At 71.9% G+C, this 20,893-nt stretch carries 22 protein-coding genes; 10 read left to right on the top strand and 12 right to left on the bottom strand.

Features of this window, described 5'->3' with window-relative positions; genetic code table 11:
• The first annotated feature begins 133 nt into the window (after window positions 1-133).
• Entirely contained in the window at window positions 134-1,270 is a 1,137-nt protein-coding gene (locus tag ACVHNB_RS29580) for a pectinesterase family protein (RefSeq protein WP_456226272.1), read from the top strand.
• On the opposite strand, the gene ACVHNB_RS29575 is transcribed toward ACVHNB_RS29580, so the two are convergent.
• A complete protein-coding gene (locus tag ACVHNB_RS29575) occupies window positions 1,242-1,556 on the bottom strand; it encodes a hypothetical protein (protein ID WP_456226271.1) in 315 nt (104 codons plus the stop codon). The two genes, ACVHNB_RS29580 and ACVHNB_RS29575, sit on opposite strands and share 29 nt — an antisense overlap.
• A gap of 314 nt (window positions 1,557-1,870) precedes the next feature.
• Here ACVHNB_RS29575 and ACVHNB_RS29570 point away from each other — a divergent pair, with 314 nt between their 5' ends.
• The gene (locus ACVHNB_RS29570; RefSeq protein ID WP_428955485.1) at window positions 1,871-2,665 is read left to right on the top strand and encodes an HAD family acid phosphatase; all 795 of its coding nucleotides are present in this window, start codon (window positions 1,871-1,873) and stop codon (window positions 2,663-2,665) included.
• A gap of 70 nt (window positions 2,666-2,735) precedes the next feature.
• On the opposite strand, the gene ACVHNB_RS29565 is transcribed toward ACVHNB_RS29570, so the two are convergent.
• Genes ACVHNB_RS29565 through ACVHNB_RS29555 form a run of 3 tightly spaced genes read right to left on the bottom strand, consistent with a single transcriptional unit; the run spans window position 2,736 to window position 5,026 of the window.
• A complete protein-coding gene (locus tag ACVHNB_RS29565) occupies window positions 2,736-3,575 on the bottom strand; it encodes a pectate lyase (RefSeq protein WP_456226270.1) in 840 nt (279 codons plus the stop codon).
• A 45-nt stretch (window positions 3,576-3,620) separates the two neighbouring features.
• Window positions 3,621-4,460, bottom strand: coding sequence for a hypothetical protein (locus ACVHNB_RS29560; RefSeq protein WP_428955487.1), 840 nt, complete (start codon window positions 4,458-4,460; stop codon window positions 3,621-3,623).
• On the bottom strand, window positions 4,457-5,026 hold the full coding sequence (locus tag ACVHNB_RS29555) for a SigE family RNA polymerase sigma factor (protein WP_428955488.1): 570 nt from the start codon (window positions 5,024-5,026) through the stop codon (window positions 4,457-4,459). Before ACVHNB_RS29555 ends, ACVHNB_RS29560 begins: the two co-directional genes overlap by 4 nt.
• A 237-nt stretch (window positions 5,027-5,263) precedes the next feature.
• On the opposite strand from ACVHNB_RS29555, the gene ACVHNB_RS29550 reads away from it, so the two are divergent.
• Window positions 5,264-6,043 (top strand): hypothetical protein, encoded by a 780-nt coding sequence (locus ACVHNB_RS29550; protein WP_456226269.1) that lies wholly within the window; start codon window positions 5,264-5,266, stop codon window positions 6,041-6,043.
• A gap of 7 nt (window positions 6,044-6,050) precedes the next feature.
• Here the strand turns inward: ACVHNB_RS29550 and ACVHNB_RS29545 are convergent, their stop codons facing one another.
• Together ACVHNB_RS29545 and ACVHNB_RS29540 are read right to left on the bottom strand one after the other, a co-directional pair.
• Complete coding sequence (locus ACVHNB_RS29545; RefSeq protein WP_456226268.1) at window positions 6,051-7,511, bottom strand: peptidoglycan D,D-transpeptidase FtsI family protein; 1,461 nt, start codon at window positions 7,509-7,511, stop codon at window positions 6,051-6,053.
• A 113-nt stretch (window positions 7,512-7,624) separates the two neighbouring features.
• On the bottom strand, window positions 7,625-8,419 hold the full coding sequence (locus tag ACVHNB_RS29540; RefSeq protein WP_428955491.1) for an IclR family transcriptional regulator: 795 nt from the start codon (window positions 8,417-8,419) through the stop codon (window positions 7,625-7,627).
• A 128-nt stretch (window positions 8,420-8,547) separates the two neighbouring features.
• Between ACVHNB_RS29540 and ACVHNB_RS29535 the strand changes: the two genes are divergently transcribed.
• The 6 genes from ACVHNB_RS29535 (at window position 8,548) to ACVHNB_RS29510 (ending at window position 14,405) form a co-directional block, all read left to right on the top strand.
• A complete protein-coding gene (locus ACVHNB_RS29535) occupies window positions 8,548-10,080 on the top strand; it encodes an aldehyde dehydrogenase (NADP(+)) (RefSeq protein WP_456226267.1) in 1,533 nt (510 codons plus the stop codon).
• Window positions 10,081-10,085: 5 nt separating this feature from the next.
• Window positions 10,086-10,694 (top strand): DUF1349 domain-containing protein, encoded by a 609-nt coding sequence (locus ACVHNB_RS29530; protein WP_428955493.1) that lies wholly within the window; start codon window positions 10,086-10,088, stop codon window positions 10,692-10,694.
• Window positions 10,695-10,781: 87 nt separating this feature from the next.
• Complete coding sequence (locus ACVHNB_RS29525; protein WP_428955494.1) at window positions 10,782-11,498, top strand: DsbA family oxidoreductase; 717 nt, start codon at window positions 10,782-10,784, stop codon at window positions 11,496-11,498.
• Window positions 11,499-11,589: 91 nt separating this feature from the next.
• A complete protein-coding gene (locus ACVHNB_RS29520; protein ID WP_428955495.1) occupies window positions 11,590-12,681 on the top strand; it encodes an aminotransferase class V-fold PLP-dependent enzyme in 1,092 nt (363 codons plus the stop codon).
• Window positions 12,682-12,735: 54 nt separating this feature from the next.
• The gene (locus ACVHNB_RS29515; protein ID WP_428955496.1) at window positions 12,736-13,347 is read left to right on the top strand and encodes a sigma-70 family RNA polymerase sigma factor; all 612 of its coding nucleotides are present in this window, start codon (window positions 12,736-12,738) and stop codon (window positions 13,345-13,347) included.
• Window positions 13,347-14,405: a maleylpyruvate isomerase family mycothiol-dependent enzyme gene (locus ACVHNB_RS29510; protein ID WP_456226266.1), complete on the top strand. Its 1,059-nt coding sequence runs from the start codon at window positions 13,347-13,349 to the stop codon at window positions 14,403-14,405. Before ACVHNB_RS29515 ends, ACVHNB_RS29510 begins: the two co-directional genes overlap by 1 nt.
• Window positions 14,406-14,429: 24 nt before the next feature.
• On the opposite strand, the gene ACVHNB_RS29505 is transcribed toward ACVHNB_RS29510, so the two are convergent.
• Entirely contained in the window at window positions 14,430-14,948 is a 519-nt protein-coding gene (locus ACVHNB_RS29505) for a MarR family winged helix-turn-helix transcriptional regulator (RefSeq protein ID WP_428955498.1), read from the bottom strand.
• Window positions 14,949-15,097: 149 nt separating this feature from the next.
• Here ACVHNB_RS29505 and ACVHNB_RS29500 point away from each other — a divergent pair, with 149 nt between their 5' ends.
• The gene (locus tag ACVHNB_RS29500; protein ID WP_428955499.1) at window positions 15,098-16,159 is read left to right on the top strand and encodes an alkene reductase; all 1,062 of its coding nucleotides are present in this window, start codon (window positions 15,098-15,100) and stop codon (window positions 16,157-16,159) included.
• A 64-nt stretch (window positions 16,160-16,223) separates the two neighbouring features.
• Here the strand turns inward: ACVHNB_RS29500 and thpD are convergent, their stop codons facing one another.
• From thpD to ACVHNB_RS29475, 5 genes are all read right to left on the bottom strand, one after another.
• The gene (gene thpD, locus ACVHNB_RS29495) at window positions 16,224-17,129 is read right to left on the bottom strand and encodes an ectoine hydroxylase (RefSeq protein WP_428955500.1); all 906 of its coding nucleotides are present in this window, start codon (window positions 17,127-17,129) and stop codon (window positions 16,224-16,226) included.
• Between the two features lie 4 nt (window positions 17,130-17,133).
• On the bottom strand, window positions 17,134-17,538 hold the full coding sequence (locus ACVHNB_RS29490; RefSeq protein ID WP_428955501.1) for an ectoine synthase: 405 nt from the start codon (window positions 17,536-17,538) through the stop codon (window positions 17,134-17,136).
• Window positions 17,539-17,578: 40 nt separating this feature from the next.
• Window positions 17,579-18,850, bottom strand: coding sequence for a diaminobutyrate--2-oxoglutarate transaminase (gene ectB / locus ACVHNB_RS29485; RefSeq protein WP_428955502.1), 1,272 nt, complete (start codon window positions 18,848-18,850; stop codon window positions 17,579-17,581).
• Window positions 18,851-18,909: 59 nt separating this feature from the next.
• On the bottom strand, window positions 18,910-19,422 hold the full coding sequence (gene ectA / locus ACVHNB_RS29480; protein ID WP_428955503.1) for a diaminobutyrate acetyltransferase: 513 nt from the start codon (window positions 19,420-19,422) through the stop codon (window positions 18,910-18,912).
• Window positions 19,423-19,786: 364 nt separating this feature from the next.
• The gene (locus ACVHNB_RS29475) at window positions 19,787-20,887 is read right to left on the bottom strand and encodes a pyridoxal-phosphate-dependent aminotransferase family protein (RefSeq protein ID WP_456228963.1); all 1,101 of its coding nucleotides are present in this window, start codon (window positions 20,885-20,887) and stop codon (window positions 19,787-19,789) included.
• Window positions 20,888-20,893: the final 6 nt, after the last annotated feature.

The following is a 20,893-nucleotide window of genomic DNA, read 5'->3' as shown; positions in this document are numbered from 1 at the left end:
CGGCTGCCCCGTACGGGCGGGTGCGGCTCCCGTGGTGGCTGGGGGCGCGGTTCCCCCGCGCCCCCTCTCCGGGGCCCACCGGCCCGTGTCTCCTCGCCCTGTTCCGGACGACGCACCATGAAGGAGCCGCACCATGCCCAAGCCCCCACTCCCCCTTTCCCGGCGGAGGTTCGTCGTGGCCGGAGTCGGCGGCGCCGTCGCCCTCGGCGCCGGTGCCGTCCCCGCGCTCGCGACGTCCCGTCCCTTCGGCCGGTACGGGGCGCCGCGGCGGCGCCTCGACGCACGCACCCTGTACGTCCACCCGGGAGGCGCCGGTGACGTCACCACCGTGCAGGCCGCCGTGAACGCGGTGGCCGGGGCGGCCGGGTGGACCCTCGTCATCGCCCCCGGCGTCTACCGGGAGACCGTGTCCGCCGCCGCCCCCGACATGACCTGGATCGGCGCCTCGGGGGACCCGCGCGACACCGTCGTCGTGTACGACAACGCCGCCGGCACGCTGAAGCCCGACGGCTCGGGCCCGTACGGCACCACCGGCTCGGCCACCGTGACGCTGCGCGCCGACGGGTTCACCGCCCACGCGGTCACCTTCGCCAACGACTGGCTGCGCGCCGACCATCCGGGGATCACCGGGACGCAGGCCGTGGCCCTGAAGGCGACCGGCGACCGCTCGGCCTTCTTCCGGTGCCGGTTCCTCGGCCACCAGGACACGCTGTACGCCGACTCCGCCGCGCTCACCGTGTTCGCCCGCCAGTACTTCCGGGACTGCTACGCCGAGGGCGACGTCGACTTCGTCTTCGGCCGCGGCACCGCCGTCTTCGAGCGCTGCCACTTCCGCGCCCTCGACCGCGGCGACCTCGCCACGGCCCCGTACGGCTTCGTGTTCGCGCCGTCCACCGCGGCCGCCAACCCGCGCGGATACCTCGTCGTCCGCGGCCGGGTCAGCTCCACCGCCCCCGACGCCTACTACAAGCTGGCCCGGCCCTGGGTGCCCGGTTCCGACACCACCGCCCGCCCGATGCTCACGGTCCGCGACACCTGGCTCGGCCCCGGCATCGACGCCGTCACGCCCTACGCCAACATGTCCGACAGCTACCCGTGGCAGCGCCAGCGCTTCGCCGAGTACCGCAACACCGGCCCGGGCGCCCTCGTCACCGTGCCTGCGAACCGGCCGCAACTGGGCGCCGGGGAAGCCGGATCGGCGACCGCCTCCGCCTATCTCGGCGACTGGAGGCCCGAGCCCGTCACCCCAGGTGCCACAGGGCGTAGGTGATGACGAGCAGGACGAGCCCGGCGCAGGCCAGCACCACACCGAGGAACCGGAGGTAGCCCACGCTGCCGAACACATTCGCCGACGGGGCGTCGAGCCGGCCCACCCCGCCCCAACGCTGCGCGCTGCGCTGCCGGATGCGCTCGGAGCGCCGGACCGTGATCCCGCGTACGTCGAGCGCCCAGCTCAGGCCCGCCCAGACGGCGACGAGGCCGCCGAGGGCGAAGACGGCGAGCAGCACGGGGGACGCCCCGTGCGTCGAGGCGGCGACGGTGGACTGCTGAAGCACTGGGTGGATCCTTTTCGCGGGGCGGTGCGCAGCCCACGGTCCTGAGCGCGGGCGTGTGCGACCGCACGAGCCTATGGCGGCGTGCTCCAAGGCGAGGTCAAGCGGCCGCCATAGCTGAGCAATGGATCTACGGGGCACGCCGGGCTCCGGATATCTGTGGATCGTGTATCGATCGGATAAAGCCCCTCGCGGTCTCCGTGTGATGCGCGTAGACAAGCGGTGACCTGGCGCGGACGATCACGCGACGAAGCGTACGCGCGCCGGGGACCTCCTGAACCGACGGCCGTTCCAGGCCAGATCCGGAGACACGATCCATGCGGAAGTCCATCAGAGTCGCGGGTGTCGCCGCCGCGTGCGCCCTCGCCGGCGGAGCCCTCTACGGCACCGGCGCGGCCGGCGCCGGCGCCCCCACCGCGCGGACCACGGCCGAGCCGTACAACATCGGCAAGCTGGTCGGCGACATCAAGACGTACTACGGCGCCACCCAGGACGCCGACGGCACCTGGCAGGCCTCGCCCGACAGCGCCTACGCCGACGACCTCGCCCGCATCGAGGCGGGCGCCAAGAAGGACATCGCCAAGGCGGCGAAGAAGGCGAAGCACCACCACGCCAAGCCCGCCGTCGTCTTCGACATCGACGACACACTGCTGCTCAGCCTCGACTACGAGATCTCCACCAACTACGTCTACAACAGCGCCACATGGGCCGCATACGTGGCCAAGGCCGACCGCCCGGCGGTCTTCGGCACCCCCGCCCTCATCCAGTACGCGAAGAGCAAGGGCGTCGAGGTCTTCTACAACTCGGGACTGAACGAGGCCCAGCGCGCCCCGGCCGTCGAGAACCTGAAGAAGGCCGGTATCGACGTGAACCTCGACGCCGGGCACGTCTTCCTGAAGAACGCCGACAACCCGCCCGCCTACCTCAGCGGCTGCGCCACCGCCGGTGCCTGGAAGTGCACGACCGTGCAGTACAAGTCGGGCACCCGCAAGCACATCGAGTCCCTCGGCTACGACATCGTCGGCAACTTCGGCGACCAGCAGTCCGACCTCGACGGCGGCTACGCGAACAGGACGTACAAGCTCCCGAACCCGACGTACTTCGTCGGCTGAGGGCCCGGGAGCCACCGCGCAGCGCCCCCACCGGATCCCGCCGGCGGGGGCGCCGCGCTGTCGTGACGGCTCAGTCGTAGATCAGGTCGGAGGCGGTGTACCGGCAGTACGTGCCGTCGGGGCCGCTGCCGACCTCGGTGGGCTCGGCGCCGGTGCTGTTGCCGTTGTAGCGGACGCACGGCTTGATCTTCTTGCTGCTGTCGCCGTGGATCCGGACGTTGCGCAGCGCCGCCGTGTCGCCGTAGTTGGAGTTGATGCCGACGATCGACTTGCCCGGCGCGGTCACGTCGACGTCGTTGACGATGATGTTGCGGTTCTTGTACTGGGTCGAGCAGTTGCCGCAGGAGCGGACCAGCTTGCCGAAGTCGGACACCTGGAACTTGGTGACGACGAGCTTGCCGGCGCCGTTGAACTGGAAGACCTTGTCGTCGGCCTTCCGCGCACCGCCGCCGTACACGGTGTAGACGGACGACGTGGACTTGCCCTTGAACGTGGCGGCGTCCTCACCGACGTCCTCCCACCAGACGTTCTGCAGGGTGCAACTGCCCGCGCAGTGCACGCCGTCGGCGGCGGGGGAGCCGATGATGACGTTCTTGAGGACGGCACCGTCCGCGAGGTTGAAGATCGGGTCCTGGCCCTCGTCCTGGCCGTCACCGCCGAGGTCGCCGGAACCGTAGAACCGCTTGTATCCGCCGTCGTAGGTGCCCGACACGGAGATGCTGCTGCTCACGGCCTGGGTGCCCTTGGCCTCCGGCCAGGCGGCCGCGGCGCCCGCGGTGCTGAGCATGCCGCTCGTGACGAGGGCGGCGCCGGTGAGGGTCAGCGCGGCGAGCCCGCCGAGGGTGGCCCTGCGCCGGGTGACGCGCCGGCGGTGATGGTGTGAGGGGGAGGGGTTGGCTCTCTCAGTCATGCCCGGTAGTCGCCGCGCCGCGAGGAAAGGTTGCCGCCTTCTCGGCTACTCGAAGTCCCCGCCCACCGTGACTCGTTCGCCGTCCGAGGTCCGGCCCGACACGGAATACGTGTCCCGCCCCGCGTCCCGCCCGCCCTCGGCATGGTCGAACTGCCCGGCGAACACATGCTGCCCGGGCGGTACCGTCCGCCCGGACCTCAGCACCCACCGGTACACCAGGAACCCGTCCCGCTCGGCGACGGACACCGTGAAGTCCTCGGCGGGCAGGGAGCGCCAGTTGCCGGTGTCGGCGACCCTCCCGGTCTGCGCGACCCGCAACTCCACGGTCAGCGAAGCCAGTTGCTCTTTCGTCTTGAACGTGACGTCGCTCTGTGCCCAGAAGTCGTTCGATCCGGGGTCGACCGATCCGTCCGACCACAGCGGCCCGTCGGTCGTGGCGGTGGCGGTGGGCGCGGAGGGGGCCGTCGCCTTTCCACGGTCGGCCGGGGAACGGGTCGGCGCCGAGCCGGTGTGCCGCGACGCCGGCGACGAGGCGGGCTGTCCGTCCGGCGCCGACGCGGAGCCGGAGGGCCGCGGCCCGCGCGACGTGGCGTCCGCCGTCGGCGTCCGTGCCGGGGCGGGCGTCGGAGTCACGGCGACCGTCTGCGTCGGGCCCTCGTCCCCGCGCAGCGCCGCGCCGACCGCGAGCCCGCCGACCGCGAGCGCCCCGGCGACCCCGGCCGTGATCCCGGCGATCCGCACCCAGCCGACGGCGGGGCCGCGCCGCTCCGGTACCGCCGGATGCGGATCGGACATGCCGCGCTCGACCCGGGCCAGCATCCGCTCCCGGTCGGGGCGGTGCGTGCCGGCGGCCTCGCGCAGCCGCCGCCGCAGGTCGTCGTTCACCGCCGGCCTCCTTCCACCGTCGCACCGACCGCCCGCACGCGACGCGGCGCCCGTCCGTCCAACCCGCCGGGCCCGAGCCGCCGTTCGAGCTCGGCCATGCCCTTCGAGGTCTGGCTCTTCACCGTACCCACCGAGATCCCGAGGGTGAGCGCGGTGTCCTTCTCCGACAGGTCGAACGCGTGCCGCAGCACCACGCACGCCCGCTTGCGGAACGGCAGTTCCCGCAGCGCGCCCTGCACATCGACCACGGCCGGCACGTCGGGATCCTCGGTGCGCTCGGACCTGCCCGACCAGAACAGCGCCACGCGCCGCCGCTCACGGACCGCGCTGCGGATCCGGGTGCGGGCCAGGTTGGCGACGACACCACGCGCGTACGCCACCGGGTGATCGGCGTTCCTGACCCGGTCCCAGCGGTGCCAGAGCGCGAGCAGCGCGTCCGCCGCGAGATCGTCGGCGGCGTCCGGCTCGCCCGTCAACAGGTGGGCGAGCCGGGCGAGTTCGGCATGATGCCGTTCGAAGAAGGCCCGGAACTCGGCGGAGGCGTCGTCGTCCACGACGGTGCTCACGCGGATCCCTCCCCTCACTGTGGGGCCCGACAGGAGGCGAGAGCGTACCAGCGTTCCGTACGGCGGTTCGAAGGGTGTGCGGGATATCGGACACGGGGGAGCAAGGGGCGTCGGCCGGGCTTCCTGCGGTGGAAGCGCGCGGGTGGGAGATAGATTTCCCCGTACTCGACCTGTACTCGACCTGTACTGGACCCCGACCTCTGCTCGACCCGTACCGGACCGACGCCTGGGAGTGCGATGACGGACCTGCCGGACTCCGCGGACCCACCCGGTGCCACCGCCTACATGACCGAGCTGACCCGCGCCCTGCTCGCCCGCGGGCTGCCGCCGGACCATGTCACGGCGACGGTCGCCGGCCTCGCGGCGCACCTGGCCGGGTGCGCACCGGCCCATCCGGTCGAGGAGTTCGGCCCGGTCCAGGACTTCGCCCGTCGGCTGGCACCGCAGTCCGCGGCCGGGGACGCCGAGGCCCCCGACGGCATCGTGGAGACGTGGCGCTGGACGGCCGACACCTACGCCGACGAGGCGCTCCTGGACCGCTTCGGCGACGAGGGCTGGGAGGTCGAGCGCATCGACGCCGACGGCCGCTTCGTCAGCCACCGCGACCCCGAGCGGCCGCGGCGCTGGGAGTACCGCAGAGAGCTGGTGACCCGGGGCCGCGCGGCGCCGGACGCGCAGCTCGCGGCCGACGGCTGGCAGCCGTGCGGCACCTGGGTCGTCCACGGCTGGTACAAGCGCCCGAAAGCGGCCGCGCCGGGCCCGGCCGCGGACGTCACGGCCCCGCCCCCGGCGGCCCCCGCCCGCCGCACCTCCCGCAGCCGCCGCTTCCTTGCCGCTCCGGCGGTGGCGGCCCTCGTGCTGATCGCCGCCGCGGTCGCGTCGGCCGTCTCCGACGGCGCGGCGATCACCGGGGCGGGCTTCGTCACGGGAGCGCTGACCGGCGCGGCGGTGCCCCTCCTGGCGGCCTGGGCGTTCCTGGCGTGGAAGCGCCGCCGCCAGGGAGGGGGAGCACCGTGACGCGGCGCTAGCTCTTCAGAGCCGCCGCCATCATGGACCTGGCGATCGGAGCGGCCAGGCCGTTGCCGCTGACCTCCGAACGCGCCGCGTCGGACTGCTCCACGAGCACCGCCACGGCGACCTCCTTCCCGGTCGAGTCGTCCTTCGCGTACGACGTGAACCAGGCGTACGGCGTCTTGCTGTTGTTCTCGCCGTGCTGCGCCGTACCGGTCTTGCCGCCCACGGTGGCCCCGGCGATCCGCGCGTTCGTGCCGGTGCCCTTCGTCACGACGGTCTCCATCGCCGACTGCAGTTGCGAGGCGGTCGACTCGCTGAGGACCCGCTCGCCGTCGGAGTCCGGGTAGCTCTTGAGCGCGTCCCCGTCGGCGTTCGTCACCTCGGACACCATGTGCGGCGAGGCCTGCTCGCCGCCGTTGGCGATCGTCGCGGAGACCATCGCCATCTGCAGCGGCGTGGCCGTCACGTCGAACTGCCCGATGCCGGACAGCGCGGTCTGTGCCTTGTCCATGCCGGAGGGGTAGATGCTCTCGGCCGCGCGGACCGGTACGTCCCGCTTCTCGTCGTTGAAGCCGAGCTTCTCGGCCATCGCCTTCACCTTGTCCTGCCCCAGCTCGACGGCCATCTTGCCGAAGACGTTGTTGCAGGAGTACTGGAGAGCGGTGCGGATGGAGGCGTCCTCGCACGGCGCGCTCGCGCTCTCGTTCTTCAGATCCTTGCTGGTGCCCGGCAGCGGATACGGGTTCGGGGAGTCGGTCTTCGTGTCGACGGACGAGTACAGCCCGTTCTCCAGCGCGGCCGCGGCGACCACCAGCTTGAACGTCGAGCCCGGCGGCAGCGCCTGCTTCAGGGCCCGGTTCATGGTGGGCACGTCCTTGTCGTCGGACAGCTTCTTCCACGCCCGCGCGTCCGACGCCCCCGAGCCGCTGATCTCCGACGCGTCGTACGACGGCGTCGATACCATGCCGAGGATCTTCCCCGTCTTCGGGTCGATCGCGACGGCGGCGCCCTTCTTGTCGCCGAGCGCCTTGTACGCGGCCTTCTGCACGGACGGGTCGATCGTCGTGATCACGTCACCGGGATCGGCGTGCTTGCCGGTGAGCGTGTCGACGGGGTTCTTCAGCTGGGTGTCGGAGCCGTCGAGCACGTCCTGGTAGAGGGCCTCGAGCTGGGTCGAGCCGTACACCTGCGACGTGAAGCCGGTCACCGCCGAGTACAGGGAGCCGTCCTTGTAGGTCCGCTTGTACTTCAGGTCGCTGCCGCCACCTGTCTTCTCGGAGCCCGTCACCGCCTCTCCGCCCACGATGATGTCGCCCAGCGGATACGCGTACTGCGCGATCATCTTCCGCCGGTTCTTGTCGTTGTCCGCGAGGGCCTGACCGTCGTAGAACTGCACCCAGGTCGCCCTGACCAGCAGAGCGAGCACGAGGAGCAGACTGAAGACGGCGGCGTGCCTGATCGTCTTGTTCATCCCGCAGGAAAGACGAACGACCCCGAGCGAATCGTTCCGATAAACGCGCTTTTCTCAGAAACCTCTCACGAACGGAACGCCCCTCGCCCGGCGCGGACCGGCCCCGACAGGGATCAGAGCCGGCGCGTGGCGAGGGTCAGCCGGTCCCTGGCGTCGAACAGCGCGTCCTTCACCATCTGCTCGTGCGCGGGCGTCAGCCGCGCCACCGGCACCGAGCAGGAGATCGCGTCCCGGGCCGGGGTCCGGTACGGGACGGCGACACCGAAGCAGCGCAGCCCCAGCGTGTTCTCCTCGCGGTCCACCGCGAACCCCTGCTCGCGCACCGCGTGCAGCTCCTCGATGAGCTTCTCGCGGTCGGTGATCGTGTGCTCGGTCAGCGCGGGCAGCGTCTCCGGGAGCATCTTGCGGACCTGCTCGTCGGTGTGCGTGGCGAGCAGCGCCTTGCCCAGCGACGTGGAGTGCGCGGGCAGCCGTCGCCCCACGCGCGTGAAGGGCCGCAGATAGTGCTGCGACTGGCGCGTGGCCAGGTACACCACGTTCGTGCCGTCGAGGCGCGCCAGGTGGATGGTCTCCGTGGTGTCGTCCGAGAGCCGGTCGAGCGTGGGCCGCGCCGCGGCCACGACCTCGTCGCCGTCGATGTACGAGGTGCCCACCAGCAGCGCCCGCACCCCGATGCCGTACCGCGTCCCGGTCGCGTCCGTCTCCACCCAGCCGAGCTCGACGAGCGTGCGCAGCAGCATGTACAGGCTCGACTTCGGATACCCGACTGCTTCCTGGACGGCGGCCAGGGAGTGCATGCCGGGGCGCCCGGCGAAGTATTCGAGCAGTTCGACCGTGCGCACCGCCGACTTGACCTGCGCGCCACCCGCTCCGGCGCCCGCAACGGCCCCCGTCTCGCCTGCCGACATCGCCCTTGACCCCTTCGTTCGACGAGAAATAGTCTCCGTAGAGTTCATCACCAGAGACAGCGTTCAGTATATCGAACGACCCTCGCGGCTCGCCCGGCGCGCTGCGGGAAGAGCAGGAGGAGTGCGCCGTGGCAGCAGCACCAGTCTGGAGTGTCGACCCCCGAACCGGGAAGCAGCGGGAGCAGGTCGCGGTCGAGGCCACGGCCCAGGAGGTGGACCAGGCGGTCCGCGCCGCCCAGGAAGCCCGCTCCGCCCTCGCCGACCGCACCGTGCGCGCCGCCTTCCTGCGCACCGCGGCCGACCTGCTCGACGAGGCCAAGGACCACCTGGTCGAGGCCGCCGACGCGGAGACCGCGCTCGGCCCGGTCCGGCTCACCGGCGAACTCGCCCGCACCTGCTTCCAGCTGCGGGCGTTCGCCGGCGTCGTCGAGGAGGGCGCCTTCCTCGGCGTCGTCATCGACCACCCCGACGACACGGCGACGCCGCCGATCCCGGACCTGCGCCGCTACAAGATCCCGCTGGGCGTCGTCGCCGTCTACTCGGCGTCGAACTTCCCCTTCGCCTTCTCCGTGCCCGGCGGCGACACCGCGAGCGCGCTCGCCGCGGGCTGCCCCGTGGTCGTCAAGGCCCACCCCGACCACCCGGCCACCTCCGAGCTGGTCGCCTCGGTCATCCGCCGGGCCGCCGAGCGGCACGGCATCCCGGAGGGCGTGCTCGGCCTCGTGCACGGCTTCGAGGCGGGCGTCGAGCTCGTCAAGCACCCGCTGGTCGCGGCGGCCGGCTTCACCGGTTCCGTCCGCGGCGGACGCGCGCTCTTCGACGCGGCCGCGGCCCGCCCGGTGCCGATCCCGTTCCACGGCGAGCTGGGCTCCCTCAACCCCGTCGTGATCACCGAGGCGGCGGCCGCGGAGCGTTCCGAGGCGATCGGCACCGGCCTCGCGGGCTCCATGACGCTGGGCGTCGGCCAGTTCTGCGTGAAGCCGGGTCTGGTCTTCGCGCCGGCCGGCGAGGCGGGCGACAGCCTCGTCAAGTCCCTCACGGCCGCCGTCAGCGACACCGCCGCCGGCGTCCTGCTCGACCACCGCATGCGGGACAACTTCGTCGCGGGCGTCGCCGAGCGGGCCGGGCTCCCGGATGTGGACGCCCCGGTGACCCCCGGCGCGGGCGGCGAGCACACCGTCAGCCCCGGCTTCCTGACCGTTCCGGCCACCCGCCTCGCCGTCGAGGGCGGGCCGCACGACCTGCTCCTGGAGGAGTGCTTCGGCCCGGTGACCGTCGTCGCCCGCTACGAGTCGGCGGACGAGATCACCTCCGTGCTGTCCCGGCTGCCCGGCAACCTCACGGCCACCGTCCAGCTGTCCGCCGAGGAGACCGCGGGCGAGGGCCGGGGCACCGAACTCCTCGCCGAGCTGACCCCGCTCGCCGGCCGCGTCCTGGTCAACGGCTGGCCGACCGGCGTCGCGGTCGCCCCCGCCCAGCACCACGGCGGCCCGTACCCGGCGACGACGTCCACCTCCACCTCGGTCGGCGGCACGGCGATCGAGCGCTGGCTGCGCCCGGTCTCGTACCAGACGACTCCCGAGGCGCTGCTGCCCCCGGAGCTGCGCGACGACAACCCGCTGGGCCTGCCGCGGCGCTACAACGGCCGCCTGGAAAACTGAGGCCCATGGAACTCCAGCTGCCCGAACTCCCCTTTCCGTTGCGCTCCTACGGACCCGACGGGGACTGGTCCTACCAGGACGGGGTGCTCACCGGCCGGGCGGGCGCCCGGCAGGACCGCTTCGTGCCGCCGACGGGCCACGCCCTCGACCCCGCCTCCGACGCGCCCCGGCTGCTCGGCGCGCCCGAGGGCGACTTCCAGCTGATCGCCCGGCTCACCGTCGGCTTCGAGGCGGCCTTCGACGCGGGCGTCCTCTACGTCCACGTGGGCGACCGGGAGTGGGCCAAGCTCTGCTACGAGCGCTCCCCGGACGAGCCGACCATCTGCACGGTCGTCACACGCGGCCACTCCGACGACGCGAACTCCTTCGTGGTGCCCGGGACGACGGTGTGGCTGCGGATCAGCCGCACCGGCTCGGCCTTCGCGTTCCACGCCTCGACCGACGGCGAGAAGTGGACCTTCGTACGGATCTTCTCCCTCGGCGACGAGAAGTCCGCGGGGGCGGCCCTCGTCGGCTTCCTCGCGCAGTCACCGGTGGGCGAGGGGTGCACGGTCCGCTACGACCGCATCGAGTTCCGCCCGAACTGGCCGCGGGGCCTGAAGGACGGTTCCTGACGCCCGGGGAATGAGCGGAGGGACCATCCGGTTGACGTAGGGCGCAGGGCAATCCCTGCGCCGTACGAAACTGGAGCGAGAAACCCCATGCGCGTCGAGATCTGGACCGACATCAACTGCCCGTTCTGCTACATCGGCAAGTCCCGGTTCGAGCAGGCCCTCGACGCCTTCCCGCACAAGGGCGAGGTCGAGGTCGTGCACCGCTCCTTCGAGCTCGACCCCACGATCGCGAAGGGCGACACCGGTCTCGTCGTCCCGCACATCGCCCAGAAGTACGGCATCAGCGAGGAGCAGGCCGCCGCCAACGAGCAGGGCCTCGGACAGCAGGCGCAGGCCCTCGGCCTGCCCTACCTCACCGAGGGCCGCGACTACGGCAACAGCTTCGACCTGCACCGTCTGCTCCACCTCGCCCACGACAAGGGCCTGCAGGACGCCATGATCGACGCGCTCTACCGCGGCAACTTCGCCGAGCAGGGCTCCGTCTTCGCCGACGACGAGCACGTCGTCCGGCTCGCCGTCGAGGCGGGCCTGGACGAGACCGAGGTGCGCGCCGTCCTCGCCGACCCGGACGCGTACGCCGACGAGGTCCGCGCCGACGAGCGCGAGGCGGCCGAGCTGGGCGCGACCGGAGTGCCGTTCTTCGTCCTCGACCGCAAGTACGGCGTCTCCGGCGCCCAGCCCGCCGAGGTCTTCACCCAGGCGCTCACCCAGGCCTGGGACAACCGCTCCCCGCTCACCGTGATCGACAGCGCCGACGGCGCCGACGCCTGCGGCCCCGACGGCTGCGCGGTCCCGGGCGCCTGACCCCGCCCTGCCGCGCGGACAAGCGTTCCTTACAGGTACTGCTCAAAAATGCGCAATGGACGGGCAGTTGGCGGCGGGGGACAGTGGTGCCATGGAGCCCATCGATGAGCACCCGCCCGTCGCCCCCGCCCTGAACCTCGACCTCGTCCGCGCCCAGTACGCCCCGGCCGGCACCTTCCTGAACACCGCCGGCTCCGGTCTGCTGCCCGCGCGGGCCGCGGACGCCATGCGCGACGCGATCGCCGGCATGGCCGAGGGCCGTCCCACCGACTCCCTGTTCGCCGACGTCGAGGAGGCCCGCGCCGCGTTCGCACGGATCGCCGGGGTCCCGGTGGCCAGGGTGGCGACGGGCGCGTCCGTCGCCCTGTACACCGGACTGATCGCCGCTTCGCTGCCCGAGGGCGCCGAGGTGCTCACGGCCGAGGGCGAGTTCAGCTCCACGGTCCACCCCTTCCACGCGCGCGGGGACCTCAAGGTCCGCACCGTCCCGCTGGACGCGCTCGCCGAGTCCGTCCGGCCCGGCACCGCCCTGGTCGCCGTGAGCGCGGTCCAGTCCGCGGACGGCCGAGTGGCGGATCAGGCCGAGCTGCGGGCCGTCACCCGCGCCCACGGCGCCCGTCTCTACGTCGACGTCTCGCAGGCCGCCGGCTGGTTCCCGCTCGCCGCGCACGCCGCGGCCGCCGACTACGTCGCCTCCGTCGCGTTCAAATGGCTCACCTGCCCCCGCGGCGCGGTCTTCTTCGTCGGCCCCGAGGACCCGGACGAGCTGACCCCCGTCTTCGGCGGCTGGGTCGCGGGGGAGCGGCCGTGGGACAGCTGCTACGGCCCCGTCACCGAGCTCGCCCGCTCCGCCCGCCGGTTCGACCAGTCGCCGGGCCTCGTCGCGTACACCGGCGCGCGCCGGTCCCTCGCCCTGATCGAGGAGCTCGGCCCGGACGCCGTCCGCGCCCACGACCTGGCGCTCGCCGAGCGCTTCCGCGCGGGCCTGGCGGAGCTGGGCCGCAAGGCGCTCCCCGCGCCCGGCTCCCCGATCGTGTCGGTCCCCGGACTCGGCGGACGGCAGCCCGAGTTGCAGGCCGCCGGTATCGAACTCGCCAACAGGGCGGGCAACTTGAGGGCCTCCTTCCACCTCTACAACACGCCCGAGGACGTCGACCGCCTCCTGGAGGTCCTGGCCCGCTGAGGCCGGGCAGGCCCTGGCGTCCGGTGGGTCCGGACGCTAGGAAGGCACTACGAGGTGGTGGTGCCGGTGGCCCGGACGGACGGGACAGGACCGACAGCGGACGTCGCGCTGCATCAGCGACTGGTCTACGGCGACGAGGCCGCGCTCTCCGAGGTGTACGCCACCTACGGCGGCCTCGTCCGTGGCGTCGCCGTCCGGGTGACCGGCCAGGCCGGAGCCGCCGACGACGTCGCGCAGGAGGTCTTCGCCCATCTGTGGGCACGCCCCTACGCGTACGACGCGCGCCGCGGCACGCTGCGCACCTGGCTGAGCATGCTGGCGCACCGCCGCGCCGTCGACTGGGTGCGCAGCGAGGCCCGCCACCGCAAGGCGGCCGCCGCGGACGACGAGACCCTGCACGCGATTCCCGCGCCGGACCCGGGCCCCGACGAACGGGTCGTGGACCGCGAACGCGCCCTCCTGCTCCACTCTGCCCTCGCCGAACTCCCGCTGCCCCAGCGGCAGGTGGTGCACCTGGCGTATTTCGCGGGCCGGACGTACCGTCAGGCGGCAGCGGAACTCGGCATTCCCGAGGGCACCGCGAAGACCCGCCTGCGTACGGCCCTGCACCGGCTGGCCGAGACCCTGGCGGAACCGCCCGACCCGGCCAGGGAAAGGAGCGCGTGATGACGACCGACGCGGACGACCACGCGGCGATCCGTGAACTCCTCGGTGCCTGGGCCGTGCGGGCCCTGCCCCCGTCCGAAGAGCGGCTGGTCCCGGCTCACCTCGCCGACTGCGAACAGTGCGCGGCGGAGGCGGAGCTGCTGCGCGAACCGGTGCGGCTGCTGGACGGCCCGGACGGGGAGGTGCCGCCGCCCGGACCCGCGCTCGGGGACGAGATCCTGGCCCGGGCCCTCACCGCCCGCCCGCCCGCGCCGCGCACCGCCGCGCACGCCGAGCCGTACGCCGCCGCCGTGGCCGCGCTCCAGGCCCTGCTCACCGAGCTCGCCCCGGGGCCGGACGCCACCGCGGACGCCGCCCCCTGGCTCACCCCCGTGATCCACGACTGGACCGTGCAGGACACGCTCGCCCACCTCATCGCCGCCGACGAACACCTCGCCGCCCACCTGGGCCTCCCGGCCAACGCCCCGCCCGCCCCGCCGCACCCGCGGGACACCGGCTGGCGCACGGCCTGGACCACCCGCACCCACCAGGTCATCGCCCACGAGCGGGGCCGCTCCCCGCAGGCCACCGTCACCACCTGGCGCGCCCAGACCGCCGCGCTGCTGGCCACCCCGGACGCCCGCGACCCCGAACGCGCCGCGCGGGCCGCCACGCTGGTCGGCGTGCGGCTCCCCGTCGCCGAGCACTTCCTGATCCGTGCCTTCGAGACCTGGATCCACGCCGACGACATCGGCCGGGCCCTGGACCGCCCGGTGCCCCCGCCGCCCGCCGCGCACCTGTGGCGCCTGGTCCGGCTCGCCGTCCGCGTCCTCGGTCTGGCGCTCGGCCGGGGCGCCGGGCCGGTCGCCCTCACCATCACGGACGTCACCCGCAGCACGGAGTGGATCCTCGGCGCCGAGGGCGAACCCGTCCGCGCCGAACTCGCCCTGGATCCGGTCGACTTCTGTCTGCTGGTCGGCGGCCGGCACACCCCGCAGACCGTCCCCCGGGGCGCCCTCGGCGACGAGGAGGCGGTGCGCACCGTCCTCGACCGGGCGGCCCGGCTCGCCTGGCTGTGACCCCGCCGGGGCCCGCCGCGCGCCCTACTCGGGGCAGGCGTCGGGACCCGTGCAGAGGTTGCCCTCCACCAGGGCCAGCAGCCGCACGAACTCGTCCCGGTCGCGCGCCGACAACCCCGCCAGCGTCTGCCTCTCCAGCGCGTCCCACGCCCCGGAGACGTCCTTCAGCAGACCGCAACTCTGCTCGGTGGCCTCGACGAGCACCGCGCGCCGGTCGTGCGGGTCGGGGCAGCGGCGCACGTGTCCGGCCTGCTCCAGGCGCTGCAGCATCTTGGTCACCGTCGACGGGTCCAGCTCCACGGCCTTGATCAGCTCGGACTGCCGGACGGGCCCCTGGTCCCACAGGTGCATCATCACGAACTCCTGCCCCGGGTAGAGGCCGAGCGCGCGCAGTTGCCGGGCCGCGGCGGTGCGGTGCAGTCGCGCGACCCGTGACAGGGCCAGGCTGACGGGTCCTCCCAGGGCGGCGTGGCCGCTACAGGCGGGGTCGTCGGACGGCCCGGAGGGCCGGTCCGACGCGGAGGTCGCTGGGGTCTCGGGCATGAGGCACTCCTGAATCCGGTCTTCTCCCAGAGATTACCTTGGCCGGCCAAGGAATGCGTTACAGTGGGCGAGCCCGATTGCTTGGCCGACCAAATAATGCCGTCGGCGGCCGCCACGCCGTCGTCCGGGCTCTGTGGAACGGAGTAGCCATGACCACCGCTTTCGACCCGCTCGACCTCTCCGGCACCCGCCTCGCCAACCGCATAGCCATGGCGCCCATGACCCGCAGCCGGGCCGGCGCCGGAGGCACCGCCACCGAGTTGACCGCCGAGTACTACACGCAGCGCGCCTCCGCGGGCCTGATCATCACCGAGGGGATCCAGCCCTCGGCCGTGGGTCAGGGATACGCCTGGACGCCGGGGCTGCACAGCGCCGAGCAGATCGCCTCCTGGCGCACGGTCACCGACGCCGTGCACGCGGCCGGTGGCCGGATCTTCGCCCAGCTCATGCACGCGGGCCGGATCAGCCACCCGTCGCTGCTGCCCGACGGACAGGCCCCCGTCGCCCCGTCCGCGGTGGCGCCCGAGGGCAAGGCCTTCACGAACGAGGGCTTCCAGGACTTCACCACCCCGCGCGAGCTGACCGCGGACGAGATCCGCGCCACCGTCGCCGACTTCGCCGCCGCCGCCCGCGGCGCCGTCGAGGCCGGCTTCGACGGCGTCGAACTGCACGGCGCCAACGGCTACTTGATCCACCAGTTCCTCGGTACGGGCTCCAACCACCGCACCGACGAGTGGGGCGGCAGCGTGGAGAACCGCATCCGGTTCGCGGTCGAGGTCGTCAGGGCGGTCGCCGAGGCCATCGGCCCGGAGCGCACCGCGCTGCGCCTGTCGCCCGGCAACCCGTACAACTCGATGCAGGAGAGCGACTTCGCCGAGACGCACGCGGCGCTGGTCGACGCGATCGACCCGCTCGGCATCGCCTACCTCCACGTCCTGGAGACCACCGACATCCGTGAGGTGACCGTGGACCTGCGCAAGCGGTTCAGCGGCACGTTCGTCCTCAACGCGCTCACCGAGGGCCCCACCGACCACACCGCCCTGCGGTTCGTCGAGGAGGGTCTCGCCGACCTGGTCTCCTTCGGCGCCCTGTTCCTCGCCAACCCGGACCTGCCCGCCCGGCTGCGGACCGAGGGCCCGTACAACACCCCGGACCCGGCCAGCTTCTTCGGCGGCGACGCGAAGGGCTACACGGACTATCCGGCGCTGTAGCCGCACACACATGAGGCGGGGCGGGACCGAATCGGTCCCGCCCCGCCTCATGCGCGTACGTACGTCACTTCACCGGGGTGAAGTCCCGCGCCCCAATGAACTCCGGGCGCCGCACGGGTGCCGCGAACGGCTCCACCGCCGTGTTCTCCACGCTGTTGAACACGATGAACACGTTCGAGCGCGGGTACGGGGTGATGTTGTCGCCGGAGCCGTGCATGGCGTTGCAGTCGAACCAGGTCGCCGAGCCGGCCTTGCCGGTGAACAGCCGGATGCCGTGGCTGTCGGCGAACTTGGTGAGGGCCTCGTCCGAGGGGATGCCCGCGTCCTGCATCTGCAGCGACTTCTTGTAGTTGTCCTTCGGCGTCTCACCGGCGCAGCCGAGGAACGTCTTGTGCGACCCCGGCATGATCATGAGGCCGCCGTTGGTGTCGTAGTTCTCCGTCAGCGCGATGGAGACCGACACCGTGCGCATGTTCGCCAGGCCGTCCTCGGCGTGCCAGGTCTCGAAGTCCGAGTGCCAGTAGAAGCCACTCGCCCCGAAGCCGGGCTTGACGTTGATCCGCGACTGGTGGACGTAGACGTCCGAGCCGAGGATCTGGCGCGCGCGGCCCACGATGCGCTCGTCGCGCACCAGGTTCGCGAACACCTCGCTGATCTTGTGGATCTCGAAGACCGAGCGCACGTCCTGCGACTTCTTCTCGACGATCGAGCGCTCGTCCGCCTTGACCGCCGGGTCCGTGATCAGCCGGTTCAACTCGGCCTGGTACGTGCCGATCTCGTCCGGGCCGATCAGCTCGTCGATCGCGAGGAAGCCGTCCCGTTCGAAACCCGAGAGGTCCGATTCACGGATCGGGCCCCGTGCCCCCGGCGGCGACCAGACGACCGGGTCGACGCGCGGAGTGGCCACCTCGGAGGTGCCGCGGGTCGGGTACAGATCGGTGATGTCGGGGTCCGTGGAGAGCGCGGTCATCGGATCAGACCTCCTCGGGTTCGGTCAGCAGCGGGTAGACACCGTTCTCGTCGTGGTCCTCCCGCCCGGTCACGGGCGGGTTGAACACGCACACACAGCGGAAGTCGGTCTTGGGGCGCAGCGTGTGGCGCTCGTGGCCGTTCAGGAGGTACATCGTGCCCGGCTCGATCCAGTGCTTCTCGCCGGTCTCCTTGTTGGTGAGCTCCGCCTCGCCCTCCACGCAGAGTACGGCCTCGATGTGGTTGGCGTACCACATGTCGGTCTCCGTGCCCGCGTAGAGGATCGTCTCGTGCAGGGAGAAGCCGACCTTCTCCTTGGCGAGGACGATGCGCTTGCTCTCCCAGGTGCCGGACGCCGACTTCACGTGCCGGTCGGTGTTCTCGATCTCCTTGAACGAACGGACAATCACGGTGAGTTGCTGCCTCTCTCTTCTACGTTCCTGAGGGGTGTCAGGCGGTCTCGCGCACGGCCCTGGTGAGCGTGCGCAGCCCCTCTTCCAGCTCCTCGGGAGTGATCGTCAGCGCCGGAAGCAGCTTGACGACCTCGCTCTCGGGGCCGGAGGTCTCGATGAGCAGTCCGAGCTCGAAGGCGCGCTTGGCGACCCTGCCCGCCCGCTCCTTGTCGCGGAACTCAAGGCCCCACACCAGGCCGCGGCCGCGGTACTCGACGGTGTCGTCGCGGAACTCGTCGCGCAGCGCGGCGAGGGCCTCGTCGATCTGCTCGCCGCGGGCGAGGGTCTGCTTCTCCATCGCGGCGCCGTCGGTCCAGTACGTCTCCAGGGCCGCGGCGGCCGTCACGAACGCGGGGTTGTTGCCGCGGAACGTGCCGTTGTGCTCGCCCGGCTCCCAGATGTCCAGCTCCGGCTTGAACAGGCACAGGGACATGGGCATCCCGTACCCGCTGATGGACTTCGAAACAGTCACGATGTCCGGTGTGATGCCCGCCTCCTCGAAGGAGAAGAAGGCACCGGTGCGGCCGCAGCCCATCTGGATGTCGTCGACGATGAGCAGCATGTCCCAGCGCTCGCACACATCGGCGAGCTTGCGCAGCCACTCGGCGCGGGCGACGTTGATGCCGCCCTCGCCCTGGACCGTCTCGACGATCACGGCCGCGGGGGTGTTCAGGCCCGAGCCGGAGTCCTCGAGCAGCCGCTCGAACCAGATGAAGTCGGGCGTCTGGCCGTCGAGGTAGTTGTCGAACGGCATCGGCGTGCCGTGCACCAGCGGGATGCCGGCGCCGGCCCGCTTGAACGCGTTGCCGGTCACGGCGAGCGAGCCGAGCGACATGCCGTGGAAGGCGTTCGTGAACGACACGATCGACTCACGGCCCTTGACCTTGCGGGCCAGCTTCAGCGCGGACTCGACGGCGTTGGTGCCCGTCGGGCCCGGGAACATGACCTTGTAGGGCAGGTCACGCGGGCGCAGGATGATGTTCTGGAAGGACTCCAGGAAGTTGCGCTTGGCCGACGTCGACATGTCGAGGCCGTGCACGACGCCATCGCGCTCCAGGTAGTCGATCAGGGCGCGTTTCAGCACGGGGTTGTTGTGCCCGTAGTTGAGCGATCCGGCGCCCGCGAAGAAGTCCAGGTACTCGTGGCCGTCCTCGTCGTACATGCGGCTGCCCTGGGCCCGGTCGAAGACGGTGGGCCAGCCTCGGCAGTAGCTGCGCACCTCCGACTCAAGGGTCTCGAAGACGCTCAGGTCAGGCTGGGTGATGGTCACAGCAAATGCTCCTCTTGGAAGGGGAGTTGAGGGGGGTTGGCGGTGTGGGCGTGCGTCGGCTAGGCAGCCGGCGCGAGCGGTCCGATGCGGTACAGCTCCTCGGGCAGATGTCCGTCGTCGGGGAACAGCCCGGCGTCGAACAGCACCTGGCGCTCCACTCCGGCCCCGTGCCTGCGGGCGTACGAGAGGAACAGAGCCTGGGACGCCGCGTTGTCCGGCGTGATGGTCGTCTCGACAGTGGTGACCTGCCGCTCGGCGGAGACCTTGGCGGTCAGGCCGTCCAGGAGCTCTCCGGCCAGTCCGTGCCCGCGGTGGGCGTCGTCCACGGCGATCTGCCACACGACCAGGGTCTCCGGGCGGTCCGGACGGATGTAGCCGGTCACGAACCCGGCGACCTCGCCGGTCTCGTCGCGGGCCACCGCGGAGGTGGCGGCGAAGTCGCGACACCAGAGCAGATAGCTGTACGAGGAGTTGAGGTCGAGCACCTTGGAGTCACGTGCGATACGCCAGATCGCGGCGCCGTCGGCCACGCCGGGCTGATCGAGCTGGAATTGCGCTTGTGCGGCGGTCATGGAAATTGAATTTACCGACCAATTTCTGGGATTGCATCCGGGTGAGGGGTTACGTACTCGGAGGATGTGTGTTATCGCGCGCGGGTGGGCACGCGCACGAACCGTCCGCAGAATATGGCGATTTGAGGCGATCATAAGGGGCAAAACGCTGCGCATGTGGAGTACGTCACAACGTTGTAACTGCCTCGGCACCCGCCGGAATTACGTCGCTTCCTGTTGTTGAAACCTTAGTGTTTACGTCCAGGAAAAGCGGGCAGAAGCAATACGGGAAGCTGCTCCGATAATTACCTGAAAAATGCCTGAGAGAAGAATATAGAAAAGCGCCGCCCAAAAAAGGGCGGCGCCGATTCTGCGTGCGGAGGGGTTATGACCAGGTGGCCGCGACCGCCTTCCGCGCACGTTCCAGGTCCACCTCGAGCCCGGCCTCCGCGAGCGCCCCGCCGAGCGCCGCGAGCGAGGACTGCACGACACCGCGGGTGGCCTGCGGCCCGTAGTGGTTGACCCGGATCATCGTCTCGGCCAGCGCCCCGCCGCCCGCGACCAGCGGCAGCACCGGGTCGACGGCGAGGGCCTTCGCCACCAGCTCACGGGCGTCGGTCCCGGCGGGCGCGCGCAGCGTCGTGGCGACCGGAGCGGCGTCCCGGGCCTCGTGCACGTACGGCTCGAGGCCGCCGCCCAGCGCGAGGGCCCCGGCCCTGGTCGCGGCGGCGGCGCTCGCGTGCCGCGCCATCAGCGACTCCAGGCCCTCGCTCTCGATGCGCTCCACGCACGCCTCCAGGGCGAGCATCTCCAGCTGCGCCGGAGCGTGCAGCAGCGCCTTGCGGCCCCCGTCGATCCAGCGCTGCTTCCAGTCGAGCAGCGACAGGTACGAGTGGCGCGGCGCCTGCGGGTTGGCGGCCATCCGCTCCCAGGCCCGCGCGCTCACCGACACGGCGGAGACGCCGGCCGGGCCGCCCATCGCCTTCTGCGCGCCGATCACGCACAGGTCCACGCCCCAGGCGTCCGGCAGCACCGGCTCGGCGGCGATCGACGCGACCGCGTCCAGGTAGAACAGCGCGCCGTGCTCGCGCACCACCTCACCGATCTCGGCGACGGGGTTGGTGTTGCCGGTCGCCGCCTCCGCGTGCACCAGCGACACGAAGTCGATGTCGGGCTGCTCGGCGAACGCCTGCCGGATCTGCTCCGCGGTGACCGCCGTGTGGAACGGCACCGCCAGGTCGTACACGGTCGCCCCGCAGTCCCGCAGCCAGTCCCCGAAGGTCTGCCCGTACGGGCCGGTGATCACGTTCAGGGCCACGGTCCCCGGGCCGGCCGCGGCGCGGATGGCGCCCTCCAGCGGCAGCAGCGCCTCGCCCTGCATGACCACGACGTCCTGCGAGGTGTCCAGGAGCCGGGCGACGCGGTCCTCGATGGAGGCGAAGTGCTCGGCGCTCAGGGGGGCCAGATCGAGAAACGGATGCGTCACGGTGGT

This window comes from Streptomyces sp. YJ-C3 (assembly GCF_053891275.1).
The sequence above is the reverse complement of the archived record's forward strand: the minus strand, read 5'-3'. Positions and strand labels throughout refer to the sequence as shown.